Origin of the sequence: Rhodanobacter sp. LX-99 (genome assembly GCF_018599185.1) — a bacterium.
Classification (GTDB): Bacteria; Pseudomonadota; Gammaproteobacteria; order Xanthomonadales; family Rhodanobacteraceae; genus Rhodanobacter.
This window is the reverse complement of sequence record NZ_JAHFVL010000001.1, coordinates 1,263,756-1,283,268: the sequence shown is the minus strand read 5'-3', so window position 1 is coordinate 1,283,268 and position 19,513 is coordinate 1,263,756. Positions and strand designations below refer to the sequence as shown.

At 68.4% G+C, this 19,513-nt stretch carries 18 protein-coding genes, 1 tRNA gene and 1 other RNA gene; 7 read left to right on the top strand and 13 right to left on the bottom strand.

The window, feature by feature from the left end:
* Nucleotides 1–28: 28 nt before the first annotated feature.
* The 3 genes from KK131_RS06125 to KK131_RS06115 form a co-directional block, all read right to left on the bottom strand.
* A complete protein-coding gene (locus tag KK131_RS06125) occupies nt 29–3,322 on the bottom strand; it encodes a serine/threonine-protein kinase (RefSeq protein ID WP_214555793.1) in 3,294 nt (1,097 codons plus the stop codon).
* Nucleotides 3,319–4,230, bottom strand: coding sequence for an FHA domain-containing protein (locus KK131_RS06120; RefSeq protein WP_214555792.1), 912 nt, complete (start codon nt 4,228–4,230; stop codon nt 3,319–3,321). The genes KK131_RS06125 and KK131_RS06120 overlap by 4 nt, the downstream gene beginning before the upstream one ends.
* Nucleotides 4,231–4,343: 113 nt before the next feature.
* The gene (locus KK131_RS06115) at nt 4,344–5,186 is read right to left on the bottom strand and encodes a DUF6689 family protein (RefSeq protein ID WP_214555791.1); all 843 of its coding nucleotides are present in this window, start codon (nt 5,184–5,186) and stop codon (nt 4,344–4,346) included.
* 396 nt (nt 5,187–5,582) lie between these two features.
* Between KK131_RS06115 and KK131_RS06110 the strand changes: the two genes are divergently transcribed.
* A complete protein-coding gene (locus KK131_RS06110) occupies nt 5,583–8,072 on the top strand; it encodes a S8 family serine peptidase (protein ID WP_214555790.1) in 2,490 nt (829 codons plus the stop codon).
* 290 nt (nt 8,073–8,362) lie between these two features.
* Here KK131_RS06110 and coq7 read toward each other — a convergent pair whose 3' ends face one another.
* Together coq7 and KK131_RS06100 are read right to left on the bottom strand one after the other, a co-directional pair.
* Nucleotides 8,363–9,004 carry a 2-polyprenyl-3-methyl-6-methoxy-1,4-benzoquinone monooxygenase gene (gene coq7, locus KK131_RS06105; RefSeq protein ID WP_214555789.1) on the bottom strand — a complete coding sequence of 214 codons (642 nt, stop codon included), beginning with the start codon at nt 9,002–9,004 and terminating at the stop codon, nt 8,363–8,365.
* Nucleotides 9,001–10,227 (bottom strand): (Fe-S)-binding protein, encoded by a 1,227-nt coding sequence (locus KK131_RS06100; RefSeq protein WP_250887047.1) that lies wholly within the window; start codon nt 10,225–10,227, stop codon nt 9,001–9,003. Before KK131_RS06100 ends, coq7 begins: the two co-directional genes overlap by 4 nt.
* 154 nt (nt 10,228–10,381) lie before the next feature.
* On the opposite strand from KK131_RS06100, the gene rplM reads away from it, so the two are divergent.
* The 4 genes from rplM (at nt 10,382) to KK131_RS06080 (ending at nt 13,469) form a co-directional block, all read left to right on the top strand.
* Nucleotides 10,382–10,810 carry a 50S ribosomal protein L13 gene (gene rplM, locus KK131_RS06095; protein WP_056387864.1) on the top strand — a complete coding sequence of 143 codons (429 nt, stop codon included), beginning with the start codon at nt 10,382–10,384 and terminating at the stop codon, nt 10,808–10,810.
* 10 nt (nt 10,811–10,820) lie between these two features.
* A complete protein-coding gene (gene rpsI, locus KK131_RS06090) occupies nt 10,821–11,213 on the top strand; it encodes a 30S ribosomal protein S9 (protein ID WP_214555787.1) in 393 nt (130 codons plus the stop codon).
* Nucleotides 11,214–11,225: 12 nt separating this feature from the next.
* Nucleotides 11,226–11,300: transfer RNA gene (locus KK131_RS06085), tRNA-Gln, on the top strand.
* 246 nt (nt 11,301–11,546) lie between these two features.
* Nucleotides 11,547–13,469 carry a chloride channel protein gene (locus tag KK131_RS06080; RefSeq protein WP_214555786.1) on the top strand — a complete coding sequence of 641 codons (1,923 nt, stop codon included), beginning with the start codon at nt 11,547–11,549 and terminating at the stop codon, nt 13,467–13,469.
* 98 nt (nt 13,470–13,567) lie between these two features.
* Here the strand turns inward: KK131_RS06080 and rpiA are convergent, their stop codons facing one another.
* From rpiA to KK131_RS06050, 6 genes are all read right to left on the bottom strand, one after another.
* Nucleotides 13,568–14,209 (bottom strand): ribose-5-phosphate isomerase RpiA, encoded by a 642-nt coding sequence (gene rpiA, locus KK131_RS06075; protein WP_214555785.1) that lies wholly within the window; start codon nt 14,207–14,209, stop codon nt 13,568–13,570.
* Nucleotides 14,210–14,242: 33 nt separating this feature from the next.
* Nucleotides 14,243–14,680, bottom strand: coding sequence for an EVE domain-containing protein (locus KK131_RS06070; protein WP_214556662.1), 438 nt, complete (start codon nt 14,678–14,680; stop codon nt 14,243–14,245).
* Nucleotides 14,681–14,691: 11 nt separating this feature from the next.
* Nucleotides 14,692–15,312 (bottom strand): 5-formyltetrahydrofolate cyclo-ligase, encoded by a 621-nt coding sequence (locus tag KK131_RS06065; protein WP_214555784.1) that lies wholly within the window; start codon nt 15,310–15,312, stop codon nt 14,692–14,694.
* Between the two features lie 67 nt (nt 15,313–15,379).
* A non-coding RNA gene (gene ssrS / locus KK131_RS06060) (6S RNA) lies at nt 15,380–15,566 on the bottom strand.
* Nucleotides 15,567–15,643: 77 nt separating this feature from the next.
* Nucleotides 15,644–15,952, bottom strand: coding sequence for a cell division protein ZapA (locus KK131_RS06055; protein WP_056387850.1), 309 nt, complete (start codon nt 15,950–15,952; stop codon nt 15,644–15,646).
* Between the two features lie 8 nt (nt 15,953–15,960).
* Entirely contained in the window at nt 15,961–16,200 is a 240-nt protein-coding gene (locus KK131_RS06050; protein ID WP_214555783.1) for a TIGR02449 family protein, read from the bottom strand.
* Between the two features lie 110 nt (nt 16,201–16,310).
* On the opposite strand from KK131_RS06050, the gene KK131_RS06045 reads away from it, so the two are divergent.
* Nucleotides 16,311–16,874: a UPF0149 family protein gene (locus KK131_RS06045; protein WP_214555782.1), complete on the top strand. Its 564-nt coding sequence runs from the start codon at nt 16,311–16,313 to the stop codon at nt 16,872–16,874.
* Complete coding sequence (locus KK131_RS06040) at nt 16,871–18,211, top strand: aminopeptidase P N-terminal domain-containing protein (RefSeq protein ID WP_214555781.1); 1,341 nt, start codon at nt 16,871–16,873, stop codon at nt 18,209–18,211. Before KK131_RS06045 ends, KK131_RS06040 begins: the two co-directional genes overlap by 4 nt.
* Here KK131_RS06040 and cydX read toward each other — a convergent pair.
* Nucleotides 18,208–18,348, bottom strand: coding sequence for a cytochrome bd-I oxidase subunit CydX (cydX, locus tag KK131_RS06035; protein ID WP_214555780.1), 141 nt, complete (start codon nt 18,346–18,348; stop codon nt 18,208–18,210). The genes KK131_RS06040 and cydX overlap by 4 nt on opposite strands.
* A 15-nt stretch (nt 18,349–18,363) precedes the next feature.
* Nucleotides 18,364–19,494 (bottom strand): cytochrome d ubiquinol oxidase subunit II, encoded by a 1,131-nt coding sequence (cydB, locus tag KK131_RS06030; RefSeq protein ID WP_214555779.1) that lies wholly within the window; start codon nt 19,492–19,494, stop codon nt 18,364–18,366.
* Between the last annotated feature and the right edge of the window lie 19 nt (nt 19,495–19,513).

Here is a 19,513-nt window from a genome sequence, read left to right as displayed (position 1 = left end):
TCGGCGGGCGTGGGGGGAGCATCGCGAGTCATGGCGTAGTTTCGCCCATTCCCATGCGCTGGACGGATGTGCCGGCCGCGCCGCGCAGGTCGGCAGGCAGTTTGGCGCGGAAGCCGGCCAGCGCGACAGTCGCGGCGTGCTCGGCGTCTGCCGCGGCGGGGTTGTCGCCGGCCAGGCGCTGGGCGCGTGCGCCAAGGGTGTGGATTTGCGCCGCATCGAGCACCTCGCTGCCGCGCATCAGGCTGGTCGCCTCGCGGTAGGCGCGCAGCGCGGCGGCGGCATCGTGCGCGGCAAGCGCACGCTGCATCGCCAGGGTCAGCCAGTCCAGCCGCAATTCGGCGTTGCCGAGCGCTGCAGTCGCCGCGTCCAGTCCGGCATCGGCGCGCGGGTCGATGCGTGCGCGCAGCAGCGCCACCCGCAACTGCAGTTCGCGCACGCCCGAGGCGTCGGCCAACGGCTGCGCGCGATCCAGTGCCGCGCTCGCCTCGCGCGTCTGGTCGGCATGCAGCGCCAGCTCCGCGCGCGCGATTTCGACGCGCGCGCGCTGTTCGCGGGAAGCGCCGGCGTCGCCCGCTTCGAGTGGCTTGAGTTCGCGTTGCGCGTCGGTTGCGGCGCCCGCGGCGAGCAGGGCCTGCACGCGCAGCAGGCGCGTGTCGGCTTCGCCACGCCGGTCCTCGCGCTGGCGGAACAGGGCGATCGCCTTGTCGGCCTGGGCGAGCGAGCCGGCCACGTCGCCCTGCATCAGCGCGAGTTCGGCCAGGTTGCGCCGGCTCACGGCGGTCTCCTCGGGCATCTGCTGTTTCTCGGCTTCGGCCAGTGCGCGTTGCTGCAGTTCGCCGGCCTGCTGCCAGCGGCCGCGCGCTGCAGCCAGCAGGCCCAGGTTCTGCCCGGTGCGGATGCGACCGGTGTCGCCGAGTCCGGCGTCGCTCTCTGCGGCACGCTGCCAGTAGCTCTGCGCATCGTCGTAGTGGCCGAGCTGGTAGTTGGCGAAGCCGATATCGTTGAGCGCCTGCGCCAGTCCGTGCGCGTCGCCGGCCTGCTGCCAGCCCTGCAGGGCGCGACGGTAGGCTTCGAGCGCGCCGCGATAGTCGCCGCGTTCCTCGGCGAGCACACCGAGTTCGTTGTCGACTGCGGCCAGACCCTCGCGGTCGTCGAGTTCGGCATTCAGCGCGCGGGCCTGCGCGAGCTCGTCGCCCGCCTCGTCGAAGGCACCGCGCAGGCTCAGCACGTTGGCAAGATTGCGCAGGCTGGTGGCCACGCCGCGACGGTTGCCGACCTCGCGTTGCAATGCCACTGCCTTGCGGTATTGCTCCTCGGCGTTGGCGGTCTGGCCGAGGCGGCTGTAGCCGATGCCGAGCGCGTTGACCGTCGTGGCCACGCCGTAGAGGTTGCGGCTGCGCTTGTACAGCACCAGCGCACGCACCAGGTAGTCGTCGACAGCGCGTCTCGCTTCGCCCTGCAGGATCGAGAACTTGCCCAGCTCGAACCAGGCGCGCGGGTCGTCGCTGTCGCGCGTGGTGAATAGCGTCAACCGGGCGATCGCGGCGCCGTAATCGCCGCCGCTGCCCTGGGCGCGCGCGAGCTGCAGATCGGTCAGGGTATCGTCGGGAGTCTGCGCGAGTTGCGTACGCCATTGCGCGATCGCGCCGGGCACGTCGCCGTCGTGCAGCGCATGCTCCGCGGCAAACACGCGCTGCAACCGTGCAGGCGCCGTATTGGCGGCGCGTTGTCCCTGTTCGATCGCATCGCGCGCGATGTCGCGCTCGCCGATCGCCTGCGCCAGCCGGAGCTGGACCAGCCACAGCACGGGATCGTTGCGTTCGCTCTTGGTGATGGCGCGCAGACCGTCCAGCGCCGCGGCGAACTTGTCGCCCTCACGCGCCTGCAAGGCGGCACCGAACGCGTCGAGCGTGGCAGTCGCGGCGGGCAGGCGCAGTTCCGGTACGGCCGTATCCGTGCCGAGTGCGCGACCCAGGGCCGGCTGCGTCAGCCACGCGCGGAACGCGGCGACGGCGTCAGCCGCGGGCGGGCCGTCGAGGGCCTGTGCCGCGGCGCGGTCCCCGCGCAGTTCGGCGTGCACGTACCAGTGGCCTTCGCGTTGGCGCAGTTCGGAGGACAACGTGCGGTCGGCGACGACGAGGCGACGCAGCGTGGCCGGATCGGGGTCGCTGCCGGCCGCATCGAGCTGGCGCAGCGCCTGGTGTGTTCGTTCGGTATCGACGCTGGCCACGCCGGGCAGGGCGAAGATGGTTGCGCGCAGGTAAGCATCCAGCGCGACCAGACGCGGCACCGGCACCGCCGCACCGCGCAGCGGCAGCACCAGCACACGGTGCAGCGGCGGCGCGGCGACGGCGGCGCCCCTGTCGCGTGTTGTCCACCACAGCGTGCCGCCGACACCGACCAGGGCCAGCAAGGCCGCCATCGCGAACCATGCACGTCGGCGCGGGCGGAAATCGTGCGGCATCGCGCGGCGATCGATCGCCTCGATCGCCGCGGCCGCATCCGGCAGCCGATGCGCGGGCTGCGGTCGCAACAGCCGTTCGGCAAGCCGCGCAACCCAGCCTGGCAGGTCGGGGCGTTCGCGCGTGACCGGTGGCGGCGAGCGCACCAGCCGTTGCGCGATCGCCTCGGCGGCGGTGGCGCTCCGGAACGCGGGCATGCCGGTCAACATCTCGTGCAGGATCAGGCCCAGCGCGTAGAGGTCGCTGCGCGTGTCGACCGGGTCACCGCGCGCCTGCTCCGGCGAGAGGTAGTCGGGCGTGCCGACCACGCCGCCCATGCCGGCGTGGGTAAGGCCGCTGCTGGCGAGCGAGCGGGCGACGCCGAAATCGCTGATGTAGGCATTGCCCTGGCGGTCGATCAGCACGTTGGCCGGCTTGAGGTCGCGATGCACCACCCCGCGCGCATGCGCCGCCTGCAGGCCGAGCGCAATCTGTCGCGCGATCCGCAGCGCATCCTCGAGCGGCAGCGGGTCACGGTCGATGCGATGGTCCAGTCCTTCCCCATCGACGTAGTCCATGCTGATCAGCCAATGGCCGTCGTGCTGGGCGAGGTCGTGGATGCGCACCACATGCGGGCTCGACACCTGGCGCGCGAGCAGCAGCTCCTGGCGGAAGCGCTCGAACGAATCCGGCCGCATCGCCAGTTCCGGCCGCAACAGCTTGATCGCCACCGGTACGTCGAGCGCGATGTCGCGGGCACGGTAGACCACGCCCATGCCGCCCACGCCGAGCAGCGCCTCGATACGAAAACGCCCGGCCAGCAGGGTGCCGGGGGCGAGATCCATTTGCGCATAGATGCCGGTGGCGGTGGGCTGGCTCATCCGCTCTGCACCACCGGTCCGGCGAGGATGCGGTCCCAGTCGACCGGCACCGGCGAACGCGGGGCCAGAGCGTCGCTCGCGCGGTGTGCGCTGAGCCACAGGGCGGTGCGGTCGGCGAACGCTTCCAGCAGCTCCAGGTCGAGTGTGGTCAGCGGCGGCCCCGCTTCGCGCCGGTCGGCATAGATCGCGCCGAGTACGCGATCATCGTCGAGCAGCGGCAGGCACACCAGCGTGCGCAACCCGCCCTGGACTACCGAGGCGCACGCGCCGGGCCATGCGTCGCCGCCGATGTCGTTGAACACGACCGCGCGGCGCTGTTCGATGGCGCGGGTGACCGCCCCGAGGCTGCCGGCGAATTCGCGTCCGACCATCTGCGCCGGGTCGAGCGCGAGCGCCGCACGGACGCGGTAGTGATCGTGCTCGTCGATCAGCAGGAAGCCGCGGCTGCAGCCGGCGAGCTCGGCCACCGCGCGCAGGCTGGCTTCGAGCAGTGCCTGGCCGGGAGCGGCTTCCGGGTCGCCGCCATGGGCGATCGTGTCGAGTCGGACGGTATGGGCGGCAGCGGCGCCGTGGCGCTCGTGCCAGCGCCGGGCATCGGCTTCCACCGCGGCAGCGTCGAGCGCCGCGAATTCGCAGTGCACGTCGCCGAAGCGCAGCCAGCAGGAGGATTCGAGCAGCGTGGAGGCGACCTGGGCGCCTTCGACGAAGCTGCCGTTCTTGCTGCGCAGGTCGGTCAGGCGCCAGCGGTCGCCGCTGACGACGAGTTCGGCGTGGAGGCGCGATATCGAGGGGTGCGCCAGCAACAGATCGCAGTCGTCGCCACGGCCGATCCGTAGCCGTTCACCTGGGCTCAGGGAGCGGGTGATAGCGGCGCTGTCGGGGACAAATGCGGTCAGCCGTGCCTGCATGCAGGCATCTTAGCGTGCAGCATCCGCACGCGCAGGCATTCGCGCGCACCGTCGTGGCGAAGCATCGCGGTCGCCGTGGCGTGCATGGGGCCGGGCCCGCGCTAGCGCGTGTCTCAGCGACCGAAATCGCGCTGATAGCCGATGCTGAACGAGAGCGTGGCGGTGGCGGCCAGCAGTTCGCCGGCCTGGTTGTCGGTGTCGCGGGTGGCGCGCCATTGCGACGGGATGGCCGTGCCGGCCCGGGTCGCCACGCGCGCGCGCAGCTGGTCGAGCGCGGCCAACGCATCGCCGTACTGGCCCTGGTCCAGCGCGCTCTGCGCCGTGTCCGCGTTCACCTGCAGCGGCCCGCGTTCGGACAGCGGCAGCAGCGCGATCAGCGACTGCAGCCGGGCGAACTTGCCGGTCACCACCGTGCTGGTAGGGCGCAGATCGGCCAGCACCAGGAACTGCGAGAAGCCTCCGGTGGTGCCGCGTGCGCGCACACTGCCTGGCGCAATCTCGTCGGTGATGTCGCGGAAGCTGCCGTTCAGCGGCGCCTTGAACAGGCGCAGCTGGCTGCCGGCCGCATAGGCCAGCGCATGCGTATGCACCTCGACGCGCACCGTGCGCTGAAAGCTGAGCCCGCCGAGTGTCGGCGGTTCGATCGTGACCATCAGCGGGAATGACGGATCCAGCCGGTTCAAGCTGCCGTCGGGCAGTCGCGACAGCAGCGCCGGGTCCGACGCATCCACCAGCCGTGCGCTTACGCCGAGGCTGCCGGCATTCAGGCCGAGGCTGTCGTCGAAGGTCAGGATCACTTCGGCCAGTGTCTGCTGCGTGGGCAGGTCGACCCGCACCGTTGCCACGTTGCCGGCGACGGCCACCGTGACCGGCAGGTTCTGCGCTGACGCCAGTGATGCGCACAGACCGAGAACGGAACCGAGCAACAGCTTGGCAGCGAGGGTGGATTTCAGCATGGCGAACTCCTGGATGCGGCGCCGACGGCCGGTCGGCAGCGCTCGGAAAATTTTGCGATCCAGCCGAAGCTAGTCGATATGGCCTGACCGTGCCAGTAGGGGGATTCACCCAGTACGGATGCGTGTGGTGTGGCGGATGGACGCTGCAGCTTGGTTCGGGGCCGGGCGGAACACGCGCGGCCCGCTCATGGGCGCACATCCAGTGTCCGCAGATCCTGTTCCGGGTCGCCGCATGCGGGCCCGGCACGAGCCGTGATGCCGGGAAGCGGGGCGTAGGTGATTTCCCCTGCCACGGATGGATGCAACTCCGGATGGGAGAACCGCAGCATCGGCGCGAATACTCCGCTGGCGCCCCATCCCGGCGGGCCAATCTCCGGAGCCATCACTATGCCGTCCATGTTTGTTTCAACCGTCAAGCGCAGGACCTTTCGCCTTTGCGCGGTGGCAGCTGGCCTGCTCGCCAGTGGCGTTGCGCTGGCCGATGCCCAGCTCGATCCGCAACTCTTGTCGAAGATGAGCGCTGCCGCGCCGACGGACCAATTGCAGGTCGTCATCAGTTATCAGCAATCCGGCCCGGTCACCGCCGACCAGGTCGCCGCGCTCAGGGCGCTCGGTATCAGCAAGGGCGTGACCATGCGCACGCTGCCGATCGCCGGCGCGCTGGCGACCCCGGACGAGATCCGCGCGCTGGCGCAGCGCGACGATGTCGTCTCGATCTATTTCAACTCGCCGCTGCAGTACCTCAACAGCGAGGCGCGCCAGATCTCCGGCGCCGCGCGTGCGGTCGAGAACCCGGCCGACTACCACCGCGCGATCCCGTTCAGCGGCAAGGGCGTGAGTGTGGTGGTGAACGATTCCGGCGTCGACGGCAGCCACATGGACCTGCAGTACGGTCCGCACGTGGTGCAAAACACGCAGGGCGCGACGAATCTGGCAGCGTACGACTCGATGCTGCCGATCACCTATGTCGAGGGTGTGATCAATACCGATTGGGGTTCGGGCCATGGCACCCACTGCGCCGGCACCATCGGCGGCACCGGCGCGCGTTCGAATGGCCTGTACCGCGGCGTGGCGCCCGGTGCCGACCTGGTCGGCTACGGTTCCGGCGCGGTATTGCTCATTCTCGATGCGGTCGGTGGACTCGATTATGCCGCCACCAACCAGTTCAGCTTCGCCAACCCGATCCGGGTGACCAGCAACTCCTGGGGCAGCTCGGGCAAGTTCGATCCGCTGAACCCGGTCAATATCGCCAGTTACGAGCTGTACAAACGCGGCATTGTCAGCGTGTTCGCCGCGGGCAACGACGGCCCGGGCGAGGACACCCACAATCCCTATGCGCAGGCACCGTGGGTGATCTCGGTCGGCGCCGGCGAAAAGAACGGCGTGCTGACCGATTTTTCCTCGCGTGGCAAGCGCGGCGAAACGGGCACGTTCAAGATGCCCGACGGCGCGCAGTGGACCTATGTCAACCAGCCGACCGTCGTCGCACCCGGTGTGGACATCATCTCCACTCGCGACAGCACAGGCACGCTTCCGGCGCTGGCCGCGCAACAGGACGCCGAGATCATCGACCCGGCTTACCTGCCGTTCTATACCGTGATGAGCGGTACCTCGATGGCCACCCCGCATGTGGCCGGCATTGTCGCGCTGATGCTCGAGGCAAATCCGAAGCTGACTCCGGCAGGCGTCCGCGACATCATCAGGCGCACCGCAACCAACATGACCGGCCGGTTGCCGTGGGAAGCCGGTGCCGGCCATATCAATGCGTATGCCGCGGTGGCCGAGGCCGCCGGCGTGCGCACCGGCTTCGGTGCGACCGTCAATGCATTGAACGCATTCAACAGCAGTGAGCTGCTCGTCGCAGGCGCCCCGCCGGTACCGTTCTCGGTGAACTTTGCCCCGATCGGACCGGTAGGTGAACAGAGCTTCGTCGTCGGGCCGGAGGCTGCCTGGGTCAGTGCACGTGCCACCATTGACGCCAACACGTTGGCGCTCGTCCTGATCGATCCGGACGGCGTGCGTTACGGCTCGTCGATCGCGCTGCCGGTAATCGGTGACACGGTGACCACGGGCGCACCGGCCAAGCCCGGCGTGTGGCGGGTCACGGTTCGCGGCATCGGTTCGCTGTCCGGCACCGGCCTTGATCCGCTCAAGGTCACCAACGGCTACGCGGCACCGGGCACCGTGACCGGCGAGGTCAGCTTCCTCAATAGTGGCGGTTACACCGGCCTCAATGACATCGCCGACCATCCGGCCAGGCAGGCGATCCAGTTCGCCGTCGCCAACCGCCTCGTCGACGGCTATGGGAATGGGCAGTTCCGCCCCGACCAGGCGCTCAAGCGCAGCGAGCTGGCGCAATACCTGCTGATGGGCACCAGCGTGCGCCAGTATCTGCCGTTCTCCGGCACCCCGAGCTTTACGGACCTTGGTATCAGCAACAGCGCGTATGCCTTTGCCGAGTCGGCCATCGCCCGCGGTGGTGCCCTGCGCAACCTCAGTCAGAGTCAGGATGGCGTGATGACTCTGCAGTCGACCGGCGCGTTTCGGCCGAACGACGGCGTCACTCGGGTCAGCCTCGCCTACTCTCTGGTGCAGAGCCTGGCGCTGCAGGATGAGGCGCGTTCGTTCACTGGCACCCTCACGGCGTTCTACGATGGCCGGCGCATCCCGCTCGACGATGCCGCCGCGATTCCGGCGAACCTGCGTGGTTACGTGCAACTGGCGCTGGACCGCGGCGTAATCAATGCGCGCTTCGCGGTGACCCAAGGTCCGTACGACCTGCAGCCAACCCTGCACGCCTACTTCGACCCGGGCCTCATGGTCACGCGTGCCGCCTATGCCGTCGCAGCCGGCCGCTACCTCTCGCTTTACCAGAGCGGTCAATAACCGAAAAGAGCAGGCAAGGGCTTCATCCTGCGTTGCGGCCCGGTCACCGGGCCGCAATTTTTTGTCGAATCCTGACCCTGATCCTGCCCCTGGATTCCATCATTCCATGGCCGCGATCAGGGTCTGGCTTGAGTGGCCGGCCTGTGCTGTCCGGAATTGTCACTCCACAGCCCGCATTCCTTGCCCGATCGAAGGAAACAATGGACTCTCGCAGGAGCGCGAAAGTCCCCACTCAAACACGGCAGTCAAAGAGCCATCGGGGCTGAAATCGCTCCCACAGACGGCCGAACCTACACGCGATAGGCCACCGTCTTCATCAGCATCGAACTGGCGTGCATCAGCTGCGGCAGCGGGAACGGCAATGCGATGCCGCCGCGTTGCTGCGCGGCCTGCGCGTGGCGGATCTCGTCCGACTGCATCTGGGTCAGCACGGCGCGCGAGCGCTCGTCCTGCGCGGGCAGCTTTTCCAGGTGCTCGGCGAGGTGGGCCTCCACCTGGCGTTCGGTCTCGACCACGAAGCCGAGGCTGAGCGGATCGCCGGCCAGCGCGGCGGCCGCGCCGATCGCATAGCTGCCGGCGTACCACAGCGGGTTGAGCAGGCTGGGGCGGCTGTCCAGTTGCTGCAGGCGCTCGGCGCACCAGGCCAGGTGGTCGGTCTCCTCGACCGCGGCGTGCAGCAGGTGCTGGCGGTTGTCGGCGTTGCGCGCCAGCGCGGCCTGGCCGAAATACAGCGCCTGCGCGCAGACCTCGCCGGTGTGGTTGATCCGCATCAGTCCGGCGGCGTGGCGGCGCTCGGCATCGTCCATGTCCGTTTCGGCGATGCCGGCGGCAGGCGACGGCCGATGCGCTTGCGGTGAACCGGCAATCGCCTCCAGCGCGCGTTCGCAGCCGGCCAGCAGGCGGTCGAGGGGGCTCAGCGTGCGCACGGTCATGGGCTTTCCTGATTCGAAGGGGGCTGTTCGAGTTGCTGGGCCAGCAAGGTCAACGGGTGCCGGGTTGGCCAGGGCAGGCCTTGCGCGTCGATGCCGGCGGCCAGGTGCAGGCGACAGCCGATATTGGACGACAACAGCAGTTGCGGATCCAGCGTGGCGGCTTGCCGCAGCGTATCGTCGCGCAGTTGCGCCGCGCGCGCGGGGAATTCCAGCAAGTGGCTGCCGGCTGCGCCGCAGCAATGCGGCGGCCGTGGCAACGGCAGCACCTCGAGTCCGGGCACCCGGCGCAGCAACTGGAGCAGGGCGCTGTCGCTGCGTGCCACGTTGACCTGGGTGCACGGCAGATGCAGCGCGACCCGTCGTGCCAGCGGGCGGAAGTGCAGCGCCCCGACGTGGGCCGCCAGCAGTTCCAGCGGATCGAGCACGTTCACCCCGGGCAAGGCGCGGCGCAACGTGCCGAGGCAGCCGGGCGTCACCGAAACCAGTTGGCTGGCGCCGCTGGCGTCCCAGGCCTGACGCACGCGCTGCGCGGCGCGTTCGGCAGCTTCCACGGCGCCGCCGTGGAGATCCATCGCGCCGCAGCAGAACGCGGGCAGCACGCTGACCTGGAAACCCGCTGCCTGCAGCAGGGTGATGGCCGCCTGCTGCGCCCCGGCGTCGTCGATGCTGGCCACGCAGCCGGGGAACAGCGCCAGGTGGGGTTGTCCACGAACGGCATGGCGAGCCCGGACGCGGGCAGCCGGGGGCGTGGACGGCAAGTTGAGCAGGGCGGCGCGCCACGGGGAAGCGGCAGGCAGGCGTCGCGCCAGCGGGTCTTTCCAGCGCGATAGCGCGAGCCAGCCGCCCAACTGGCGCAGTACACGCAGCAGGGCCGGCCGTTTGACGAGTTCCAGCAGCCATCGCGGCCGCTGCGGCGAGGGTCCCGGCAGGGCGCGGGTCTCTACCAGCAGTTCGCCGTACTGCACCTGCGCCGGGCACACCGTTTCGCAGTTCAGGCAGCCCAGGCAGTGGTCCAGGTGTGCACGCAGTCTGGCGGTGGGGTCGGCCAGCCCGCGGGCCAGCGCGGAGGCGATCGCGATGCGCCCGCGCGGCGATTCCGCCTCGTTGCGGTCCAGCGCATAGGTGGGACAGACCGGCAGGCACAGCCCGCACTGCACGCACTGGTCGGCCAGTTCGGCGATGCGGCCGGCGCGCGCTTGTCGGGGGGACTTTTCAAGCGGCATGGCGGTCATGCTATCATTGCCAGCTCACAGCTCGCCGGCCGGTGGGCTTGCGCCGTTGATGACGGCTCCGCTATCATCTCGCGCCTTTGTTCCACCGAAGCATGCTTTCCCGAATCATGCGTACCGCCTCGCGGCGGCAGACAGGTATTCTGAAATGAAAACGTTTAGCGCCAATGCCGACAACGTCAAGCGCGACTGGTTCGTGGTCGACGCCACGAACAAGACGCTCGGTCGCCTGTCGACCGAAATCGCCCGTCGTCTGCGCGGCAAGCACAAGCCGGAATACACCCCGCATTGCGACACCGGCGATTATATCGTGGTGATCAACGCGCAGAAGGTGCACGTCACCGGTGCCAAGCTGGACGACAAGAAGTACCACCGCTTCACCGGCTACGTCGGCAACCTGAAGACCACCAGTCTGAAGGATCTGCTGGCGACCTACCCGGAGCGCGTGATCGAGATCGCCGTCAAGGGCATGCTGCCGAAGAACCCGCTGGGCCGCGAGATGTATCGCAAGCTCAAGGTCTACGGCGGTGCCGAGCATCCGCATACCGCACAGCAGCCGCAGGCGCTGGAGATTTAAGGAAATGAGCATGGCAATCCAGCAGAATTACGGCACCGGCCGCCGCAAGACCTCCGCCGCCCGCGTGTTCCTGCGCAAGGGCAAGGGCGAAATCGTGGTCAACGGCAAGTCGCTCGAGGCATTTTTCGGTCGCGAGACCTCGTGCATGATCGTGCGCCAGCCGCTCGAGCTGACCGAGAACACCGACAAGTTCGACATCAAGGTGACGGTTGCCGGCGGTGGCATCACCGGTCAGGCCGGCGCGATTCGCCTGGGCATCGCCCGTGCGCTGATCGAGTACGACGAAAGCCTGAAGTCGCCGCTGCGCAAGGCCGGTTTCGTGACCCGCGACGCCCGCGAGGTCGAGCGCAAGAAGGTCGGTCTGCACAAGGCACGCCGCGCGACCCAGTTCTCCAAGCGCTAAACTAAGCACCCTAGCCCCGTCGCCAAGCGGTAAGGCACCTGACTCTGACTCAGGCATTCGGTGGTTCGAATCCATCCGGGGCTGCCAAATCCAGATGCCGACGCACGCAGCGATGCGTGACGACCCGGCCAAATGCCCGCCCTTCGGCGGGCATTTTCGTGTGGGCGGTACCCAATGAGTCCGGCCGCGCGCTGGCGGCCGGGTGCTGGCGTTGCCCACGTTCGCGGGAAATGCGCGAAATCGCAGGAAATTGCGCGCCGTTACGCGATCTTCCTTCTTTTTTTCTGCACCGCAGCAGCGTAAAATTTCCGTTTTCACGTTGCGAAACCTCGGATGACACCGATCTCTGACGACCCCACCGGCCATGCCGACGTGCGCACGACCGGCAGCACCGACGCCCTGCCGGTCGCCCCCGCGCTGGGGTTGTCGCTGGACGCGGCGCGCATGCCGCGCAAGTCCACCCTGGTCACCCATCGGATCGTGCTGATCAGTGCGCTGGCGGTGATCCTGGGCGTGGCGGCGGCCTATGTCGCCCAGCTGCTGATGCTGATGATCAACCTGATCACCGACCTGTGCTTCTACGGCCGGGTATCGGACGTGATCGGCCCCCATGCGCGCAGCGGCTCGTTCGTGCTGTCGCCGGCCGACAATCACCTGGGCGCCTGGGTCATCCTGATCCCCGCGATCGGCGGCCTGCTCGCCGGGATCATGGCGCGCTGGGGCTCGCGCGCGATCCAGGGGCATGGCATCCCCGAGGCGATGGAACAGATCCTCACCAACGAATCCAACATCCCCGCCCGCATCACCTGGCTCAAGCCGGTGTCCTCGGCGTTCGCGATCGGCACCGGCGGCCCGTTCGGCGCCGAGGGACCGATCATTTCCACCGGCGGCGCGATGGGTTCGCTGATCGGCCAGCTGCTGCGCGTCACCGCGAACGAACGCAAGGTGCTGCTGGCAGCCGGTGCGGCGGCCGGCATGGCGGCCGTGTTCGGCGCGCCGGTGGCTTCGCTGGTGCTGGCGGTGGAGCTGCTGTTGTTCGAGCTGCGTCCGCGCTCGCTGATCCCGGTGGCGCTGGCCACGGTGACGGCGGTCGGCGTGCGCTACGCCACCTACGGTGCGGCGCCGGTCTTTCCGATGCCCCTGGTGGAGCAGCCGGGGGGCTGGGCCCTGGCCAGCTTCGTGCTGATCGGCGGCCTGGTCGGCTTCGCCTCGATCGGCGTCACCCGGGCGGTGTATGGCGTCGAGGATCTGTTCGAGAAGCTGCCGATCCACTGGATGTGGTGGCCCGTCATCGGCGCGCTGGTGGCCGGCTTCGTGGGCTGGATCGAGCCGCGCACCCTGGGCGTGGGCTACGACAACATCGACGCCCTGGTGCAGGGCCACTTCGGCCTCACCATGCTGCTCACCTTCGGCACGTTGAAATTCATCTCGTGGGTGATCGCATTGGGCAGCGGTACCTCGGGCGGCACGCTGGCACCCCTGTTCATGATCGGCGGCTCGCTCGGCGCGGTCATCGGCATCGGCATCAACCAGGTGATGCCCGGTTTCGGCGTCGATCCGCGCATCGCCGCGCTGGTGGGCATGGCCGCCATCTTCGCCGGCTCCTCGCGGGCGCTGCTGACCGCCGTGGTGTTCGCCTTCGAGACCACGCGCCAGCCGGCGAGCCTGTTGCCGCTGCTGGGAGGCTGCACCGCTGCCTACCTGATCTCGGCGCTGCTCATGCGCAACACCATCATGACCGAGAAGATCGCGCGGCGCGGCATCAAGGTGCCCTCCGAATATGCGGCCGATTACCTGGAACAAGTGAGTGTGGGTACGGTTTGCTCGCGCGATGTGGCGACCTTGCAAACGACCCAGACGCTGGCGGAAGTGCGGCGCTGGCTCGCCGAGGAATCTGCCGATACCCAGCATCGGAGCTATCCAGTCGTCGACGAGCAAGGTGACGTGAAAGGTATGCTGCCCCGACGTACTCTGCTCGACCCGCAGTGGCATTACACGCTGGCGCTGGGGGAGCTGCTCTCGGGACCACCGATTGCAGTCAGTGAAAGCCACTCGCTGCGTGATGCCGCCGATCACATGGTTGCCGAAAAAGTCGGGCGGTTGATCGTGGTCAGCAAGGACGATCAGCGCAAGCTGGTGGGCATCATCACCCGCGGCGACATTCTCACGTCCCACACTCAACGTCTGCGCGAGGCGCGTTTCAAGGGCCGGCATATCAAGCTGGGCAAGTCGAGCAAGTCCGTGCCTTCCGTGTAGTCCTGGACGGGCGTGCCCATGTGCCCGCTCCCGGTTCCCGAGATGCAAAAACGGCCCGCACGGGCCGTTTTGCATTTCAGCGTTCTCAATGGGGTGGCTTACATCTCGCGGTCGCCGATCAGCACCACGTCGGCCGGACGCCGCGCGAACAGGCCGACGGTGACGATGCCGGGCAGCTGGTTCAGTTCGCTCTCCAGCGCGGCCGGGTCGACGATCTGCCAGCCGTGCACGTCGATGATCCAGTTGCCGTTGTCGGTGACCACGCCGTCGCGCCAGACCGGCTGGCCGCCGCGCTTGACGATCTCGCGGCCGATCAGGCTGCGCGCCATCGGGATCACCTCGATCGGCACCGGGAACTTGCCGAGCAGGTCGACCCGCTTGCTCGAGTCGATGATGCAGACGAACTTCTCGCTCGCCGCGGCGACGATCTTCTCGCGGGTCAGCGCGGCGCCGCCGCCCTTGATCAGGCGCTTGTACGGGTCGCACTCGTCGGCGCCGTCGATGTAGATCGTCAGCGGGCCGGTGGCGTTCAGATCCAGCACATCGATGCCGTGCTTCTTCAACTGCGCGGTGGACTGCTCCGAGCTGGATACCACGCCCTGAATGCGATGCTTTATGCCGGCCAGCGCGTCAATGAAGAACGCCACGGTGGAACCGGTGCCGACGCCGACGATGGCGCCGTCCTCGACGTAGCGGATCGCGGCCTCGCCGGCCTGGCGTTTTTCGTTTGCGTTGCTCATCGTGGATTCCGGTGGAGGGTGGTCGGGTCGCGCTCATTCCAGCGCGAGGATGTATTTCCAGTGGGCCGCGTCGACCGGCATCACCGACAGCCGGTTGCCCTTGCGCAGCAGCGGCATGTCGATCAGCGCAGGATCGTTCTTCAGTTCGTCCAGGCTGATCGTGCGCTTGAGCTTCTTCACGAACTTCACGTCGACCAGCATCCAGCGCGGGTTGTCGCGCGAACTGCCCGGGTCGAAGTATTTGCTCTTGGGATCGAACTGGCTGGGGTCGGGGTACGCGTCGGTGGCCACCTCGGCGATGCCGACGATGCCGGGCACGGCGCAGTTGGAGTGGTAGAAGAACACCTTGTCGCCGGGGCGCATGCCGTCGCGCATGAAGTTGCGCGCCTGGTAGTTGCGCACGCCGTCCCAGGCTTCCTGCTTCCTGCGCTTGAGGTCGTCGATCGAGAACGCGTCCGGTTCGGACTTCATCAGCCAGTGGTTCACGCGGCATTCTCCGGATAGGGGACAGGCGCGTGGCAATCGATCAGCTCGCGCTCGGTGGCGATGAAGTCGAGCGGGACATCCCAGGCCTTGTTCCCGACCGCGGGCAGTTCCTGGAACGCGTAAGCGATGCCGACCAGCAGCGGTTCGGTCGGCCGCACCTGCTCGTTGAGGAAGGCGAAGCTGCGGTCGTAGTAGCCGCCGCCGTGGCCGAGCCGGTGGCCGCGGCGGTCGAAACCGAGCAGCGGCACGAGCACCAGGTCGAGCTGGAACGGCTCCAGCAGTTCGCCGGGCACGACCGGCTCGGGGATGCCGTAGCGGTTCGGCTGCACCGCGTCGCCGGATTGCCAGGGGGCGAAGCGCAGATGCTTGTTCCGGCCGATCACCGGCAGCAGGAATTGCTGGCCGCGGCCGGCCAGCGGCGGAATCACCAGGTTCAGCGGCAGTTCGCCGTGGCTGGCCCAGTAGCCGGCCACGCGCGCATCGGTGAAGTATTCGGGCAGCTGTTCGAGGCTGCGGCGCAGGCCTTGCGCGGCGGCGATGCGTTCGGCCGGCGACAGGGCGCGGCGTTGCTCGGCGAGGCGCTGGCGAAGCTCGCGTCGTTGGGCGGGGGCGTCCACGTTTCGCGCAGCTCCGTCGTAGTTCGCCCCGTTCGTCGCGGGACGAACGGGGCGGGGGGAATGAGTGGCGTCAACCGCGATGCCGCTGCCCACCGAACGACCTTGATCCACGATGGATCAGGTGGGAGAGCTACATGGCCTCAAGGCTTTCCGCACGTGGCGGACATGCACAACAGCCGATGTTAAGCCGACCCGGGGCCGTATTTAGGAACAAGGCAAATGTAAGAGTGTGCTGGCGCACATCGCAGAAAACGCCGTGGACGATTTTAGGCGCTTGCCCTGGAATGCGCCACTGCCGACGGATGGCCGGTGTTCATCCAGTCGGGGCCGATCAGCGCTTGAGCGGCTCGCCCTCGAGTGCGGCATCAAGTTTGCTTCGCAAGGCAGCGAGGCCATCGCTGAGGCGCTGTTCCTGGTTGTCATGTTGCTTGCGCAGGCTGAGGAACTCGTGTGTCACGCTGATCGCGGTGAGTACCGCCAGCCGTTCGAAGCTGGGCGCCTTCGCATTTGCGCGCAGTTCGCGCATCTTGCGATCGAGGAAGCCGGCGGCTTCGAGCAGGCCGTCGCGCTCCTCCGGCTCGCAGGCGATCAGGAATTCTCGGTCGATCAGTCGCAGCGCGACCGGTTCACTGCTGGACATGGTTTCTATCAGCCATTGCTTTCAAGCGATTTGAGCCGCTGGATCATCGCCTCGACGCGGCTGCGTGCCTGTTCGTTGCGTGCCAGCAAGCCTGCGCGTTCGCCGGACAACTGCTCCTGGCTCTGGCGCAGGCTGCGGTTTTCCTCGGTGAGCCGGCGCACCGTATCGAGCAGCCGGTCAAGCTGCTGGGCCAGGGCGGCCAACTCTTGATGGACCGGATCGGGCGGGGTGGGCTCAGGCGTACTCATGCCAGAAACTATAACAGGACGCCGGTGGAAATCAGCCCGTCGGCGGCCGGGGCGGTGGCAGGCCCGGCGGCTGCATTAAACTGGCGGCCATTCCTTGAAGGAGCATCGCCATGACGGCACCCGGGCTGGTGGGCCACGACGACATCGACGCGCTGATCACGCGCCTGCGCCTGGGCACCGAGGCCAGCGAATTGCATGGCTCGCTGTGCGGCTACCTGGCCGGCGGCGGCTCGTTGCGCGGCACGTCCGTGCTGGCCGCGCTGCAACTCGACGGCGAGGCAAGCGATCCCTCCGCAGATGACCTGGCCTTGCTGGACCGGCTGGCCCGGCAGAGCGAAACCGAGCTGGCCGACCCCGAGCTGGGCTTCGAACCGCTGTTGCCGGAGGACGACCGTCCGCTGGAAGAACGCGCCGAGGCGATGGTCGACTGGTGCCGCGGCTTCCTCGGCGGCTTCGGCCTGGCCGGCACGGCGGCGCATGCGCAGCTGTCGGACGAGGCGCAGGAGGTGCTGCGCGATCTCGGTACGATTGCTGCGTCCTCGTTCGATTTCGGCAGCGAGGATGAGGACGAGGACGCGCTGATCGAGGTGCAGGAATTCGTGCGCGTTGCCGCGATGCTGCTGCACACCGAATGCGCCGCGCCCGGCCCGTCCGCCAGTGGCACCGTGCATTGATCCCGAGCGCCCCGAAACTGGCCGCGCTGGCGATCGGCCCGGACGAATTCGCGCGGCGCCGGCGTCAGCTGATGCAGATGGCCGGCGAAGACGCGGTGTTGCTGGTCGCCGCCGCGCCCGAGCGCATGCGCAATGCCGATGCGGCGTGGCCGTACCGGCAGGATTCGGACTTCCATTACCTCGCCGGCTTTCCCGAGACCGATGCGGTGCTGGCGCTGCTGCCGGGGCGCCGGCATGGCGAGGCGGTGCTGTTCTGCCGCGAGCACGATCCCGAGCGCGAGCGCTGGCACGGCCAGTCGATCGGCACCGAACGGGCGGTGGCCGACTACGGCATGGACGACGCGTTCCCGATCGAGGACATCGACGACATCCTGCCCGGCATGATCGAGGGCCGCGGCCGGGTGTACTGCCACTTCGGCCGCGAGCCGGCGTTCGACGCGCAACTGCTCGGCTGGATGCGCCGCCTGCGCCAGTTGCGCGGCGGCGGCGTGGTGCCGAAGGAATTCGTGGCGCTTGGCCACTTGCTGCACGATCTGCGCCTGTACAAGTCGCGCGCCGAACTGAAGCTGATGCGCGCGTCCGCGGCGATCGCGGTGGACGCGCACCTGGCCGCGATGCAGGTCGCCGTGCCGGGGCGCCACGAGTACGAGGTGGAAGCCGAACTGCTGCGCGTGGTGCGCAGCTGCGGCGCGGTGCCGGCGTTCGCGCCGATCGTCGCCGGCGGCGCGAATGCCTGCGTGATGCACTATCAGAGCAACCGCGCGACGTTGCGCGACGGCGAGCTGCTGCTGATCGACGCCGGCGCCGAACTGGACTGCTACGCGTCCGACATCAGCCGCACGTTCCCGGTCAACGGCCGCTACAGCCGCGAGCAGCGCGCGCTGTACGAAGTGGTGCTGGCCGCGCAGCTGGCGGCGATCGACGAGGTGCGCCCGGGGCGGCCGTTCGGCGCCGCGCACACGGCAGCGGTGCGCGTGCTGGCCGAAGGCCTGTGCGAGCTCGGCCTGCTCAAGGGCGATGCCGACACGGCGATCGCCGACGGCAGCTACCGGCGCTACTTTCCGGCCAAGACCGGCCATTGGCTGGGGCTGGACGTGCACGACGTGGGCGACTACCGGGTCGACGGCGAATCGCGCCTGCTCGAACCGGACATGGTGCTGACGGTGGAGCCGGGCCTGTACGTGCCGCCGGACGACCGCTCGGTGGCCGAGCGCTGGCGTGGCATCGGCATCCGCATCGAGGACGACGTGGCGGTGACCCGCGACGGCAACGAGGTGCTGACCGCGGCCGTGCCGAAAGAGGCCGAGGCGATCGAGGCGTTGCTGGCCGGGCGCTAGGTCAATTCGTCCGGCAGCTCCGAATCGTCACGCAGGCGGTTTGCCTCGTCGGTGGCGTGCACTTCGTACCACATCGCATTGAGGATCGCGAAGGCGCAGGCCAGGCCCAGCCCGAGGATCCATGAGAAATACCACATCGGTCCGCACTCCCTTCAATAACCGCCATGCGCCTTGCGCACCTGCTCCAGCGTGACCCGTCCGCGCATCACCCGGTACACCCAACCGGTGTAGAGGATGACGATCGGCAACAGCACGGCGGTAACCACCAGCATCAATTGCAGCGTGCCGCGGCTCGACGAGGCGTCCCACACGGTGAGGCTGGAATGCGGGTCGAGACTGGACGGCAGCAGGAACGGAAACAGCGCGAAGCCGGCCGAGGCGATCGTGCCGCCCACCATCAGGCTGCTGGCGACGAAACCGGCCACGCTGCGCCGGCCGACCAGCGCCTGCACGCCGACCGCCGCGGCCAGCGCCAGCAGTGGCGCAGCCCAGAACCACGGATACTGCATGTAGCCGGCAAACCAGCTGCTGCCGTGGGCGACCTGCTTGTACAGCGGATTGGAAACGCCCTCGGTCACCGCCGGGCCGGTGATCGCGTAGCCGGGGATGCCGTAGGCCAGCCACACGCCGGCCAGCACGTACAGCGCGGCAAACGCCAGGGTCGTCCAGCGCGCGATCGCCACCGCGCGCACCGCGATGGCGTGGTCGGCCTTCAGCGCGGCGAAGCAGGCGCCGTGCGCCAGCAGCATGCCGAGCGAGACCAGCCCGCACAGCAGCGCGAAGGGATGCAGCAAGTCGAGGAAGCCGCCGTGCCAGTTCATGCGCAGGTCGTCGTCGAAGCGGAACGGCAGCCCGAGGAACAGGTTGCCGAATGCGATGCCGGCCACCAGCATCACCGCCAGCCCGGAGCCGGTGAGCACCCAATCCCACAGCGAAGCCCAGCGCGGGTCGTGGATCTTGCCGCGGAAGTTGAAGCCGACCGGGCGCAGGATCAGCGCCAGCAGCACCAGCGCGATGGCGAAGTACATGCCGGAAAACGACACCGCGTAAAGCATCGGCCACGCCGCGAACGTCGCGCCGCCGGCCACGATGAACCATACCTGGTTGCCCTCCCAGGTCGGTTCGATGCCTTCCAGCAATACCTTGCGTTCCTCGTTGTCGCGGCCCAGCACTTTCAACAGGCCGGCGACGCCGAAGTCGAAGCCGTCCATGATCGCGAAGCCGATCAGCAGCGTGCCGAGCAAGGCCCACCAGATCACCCGCAGCGTGGCGTAGTCGAACATGGCGATATCCTCAATAAGC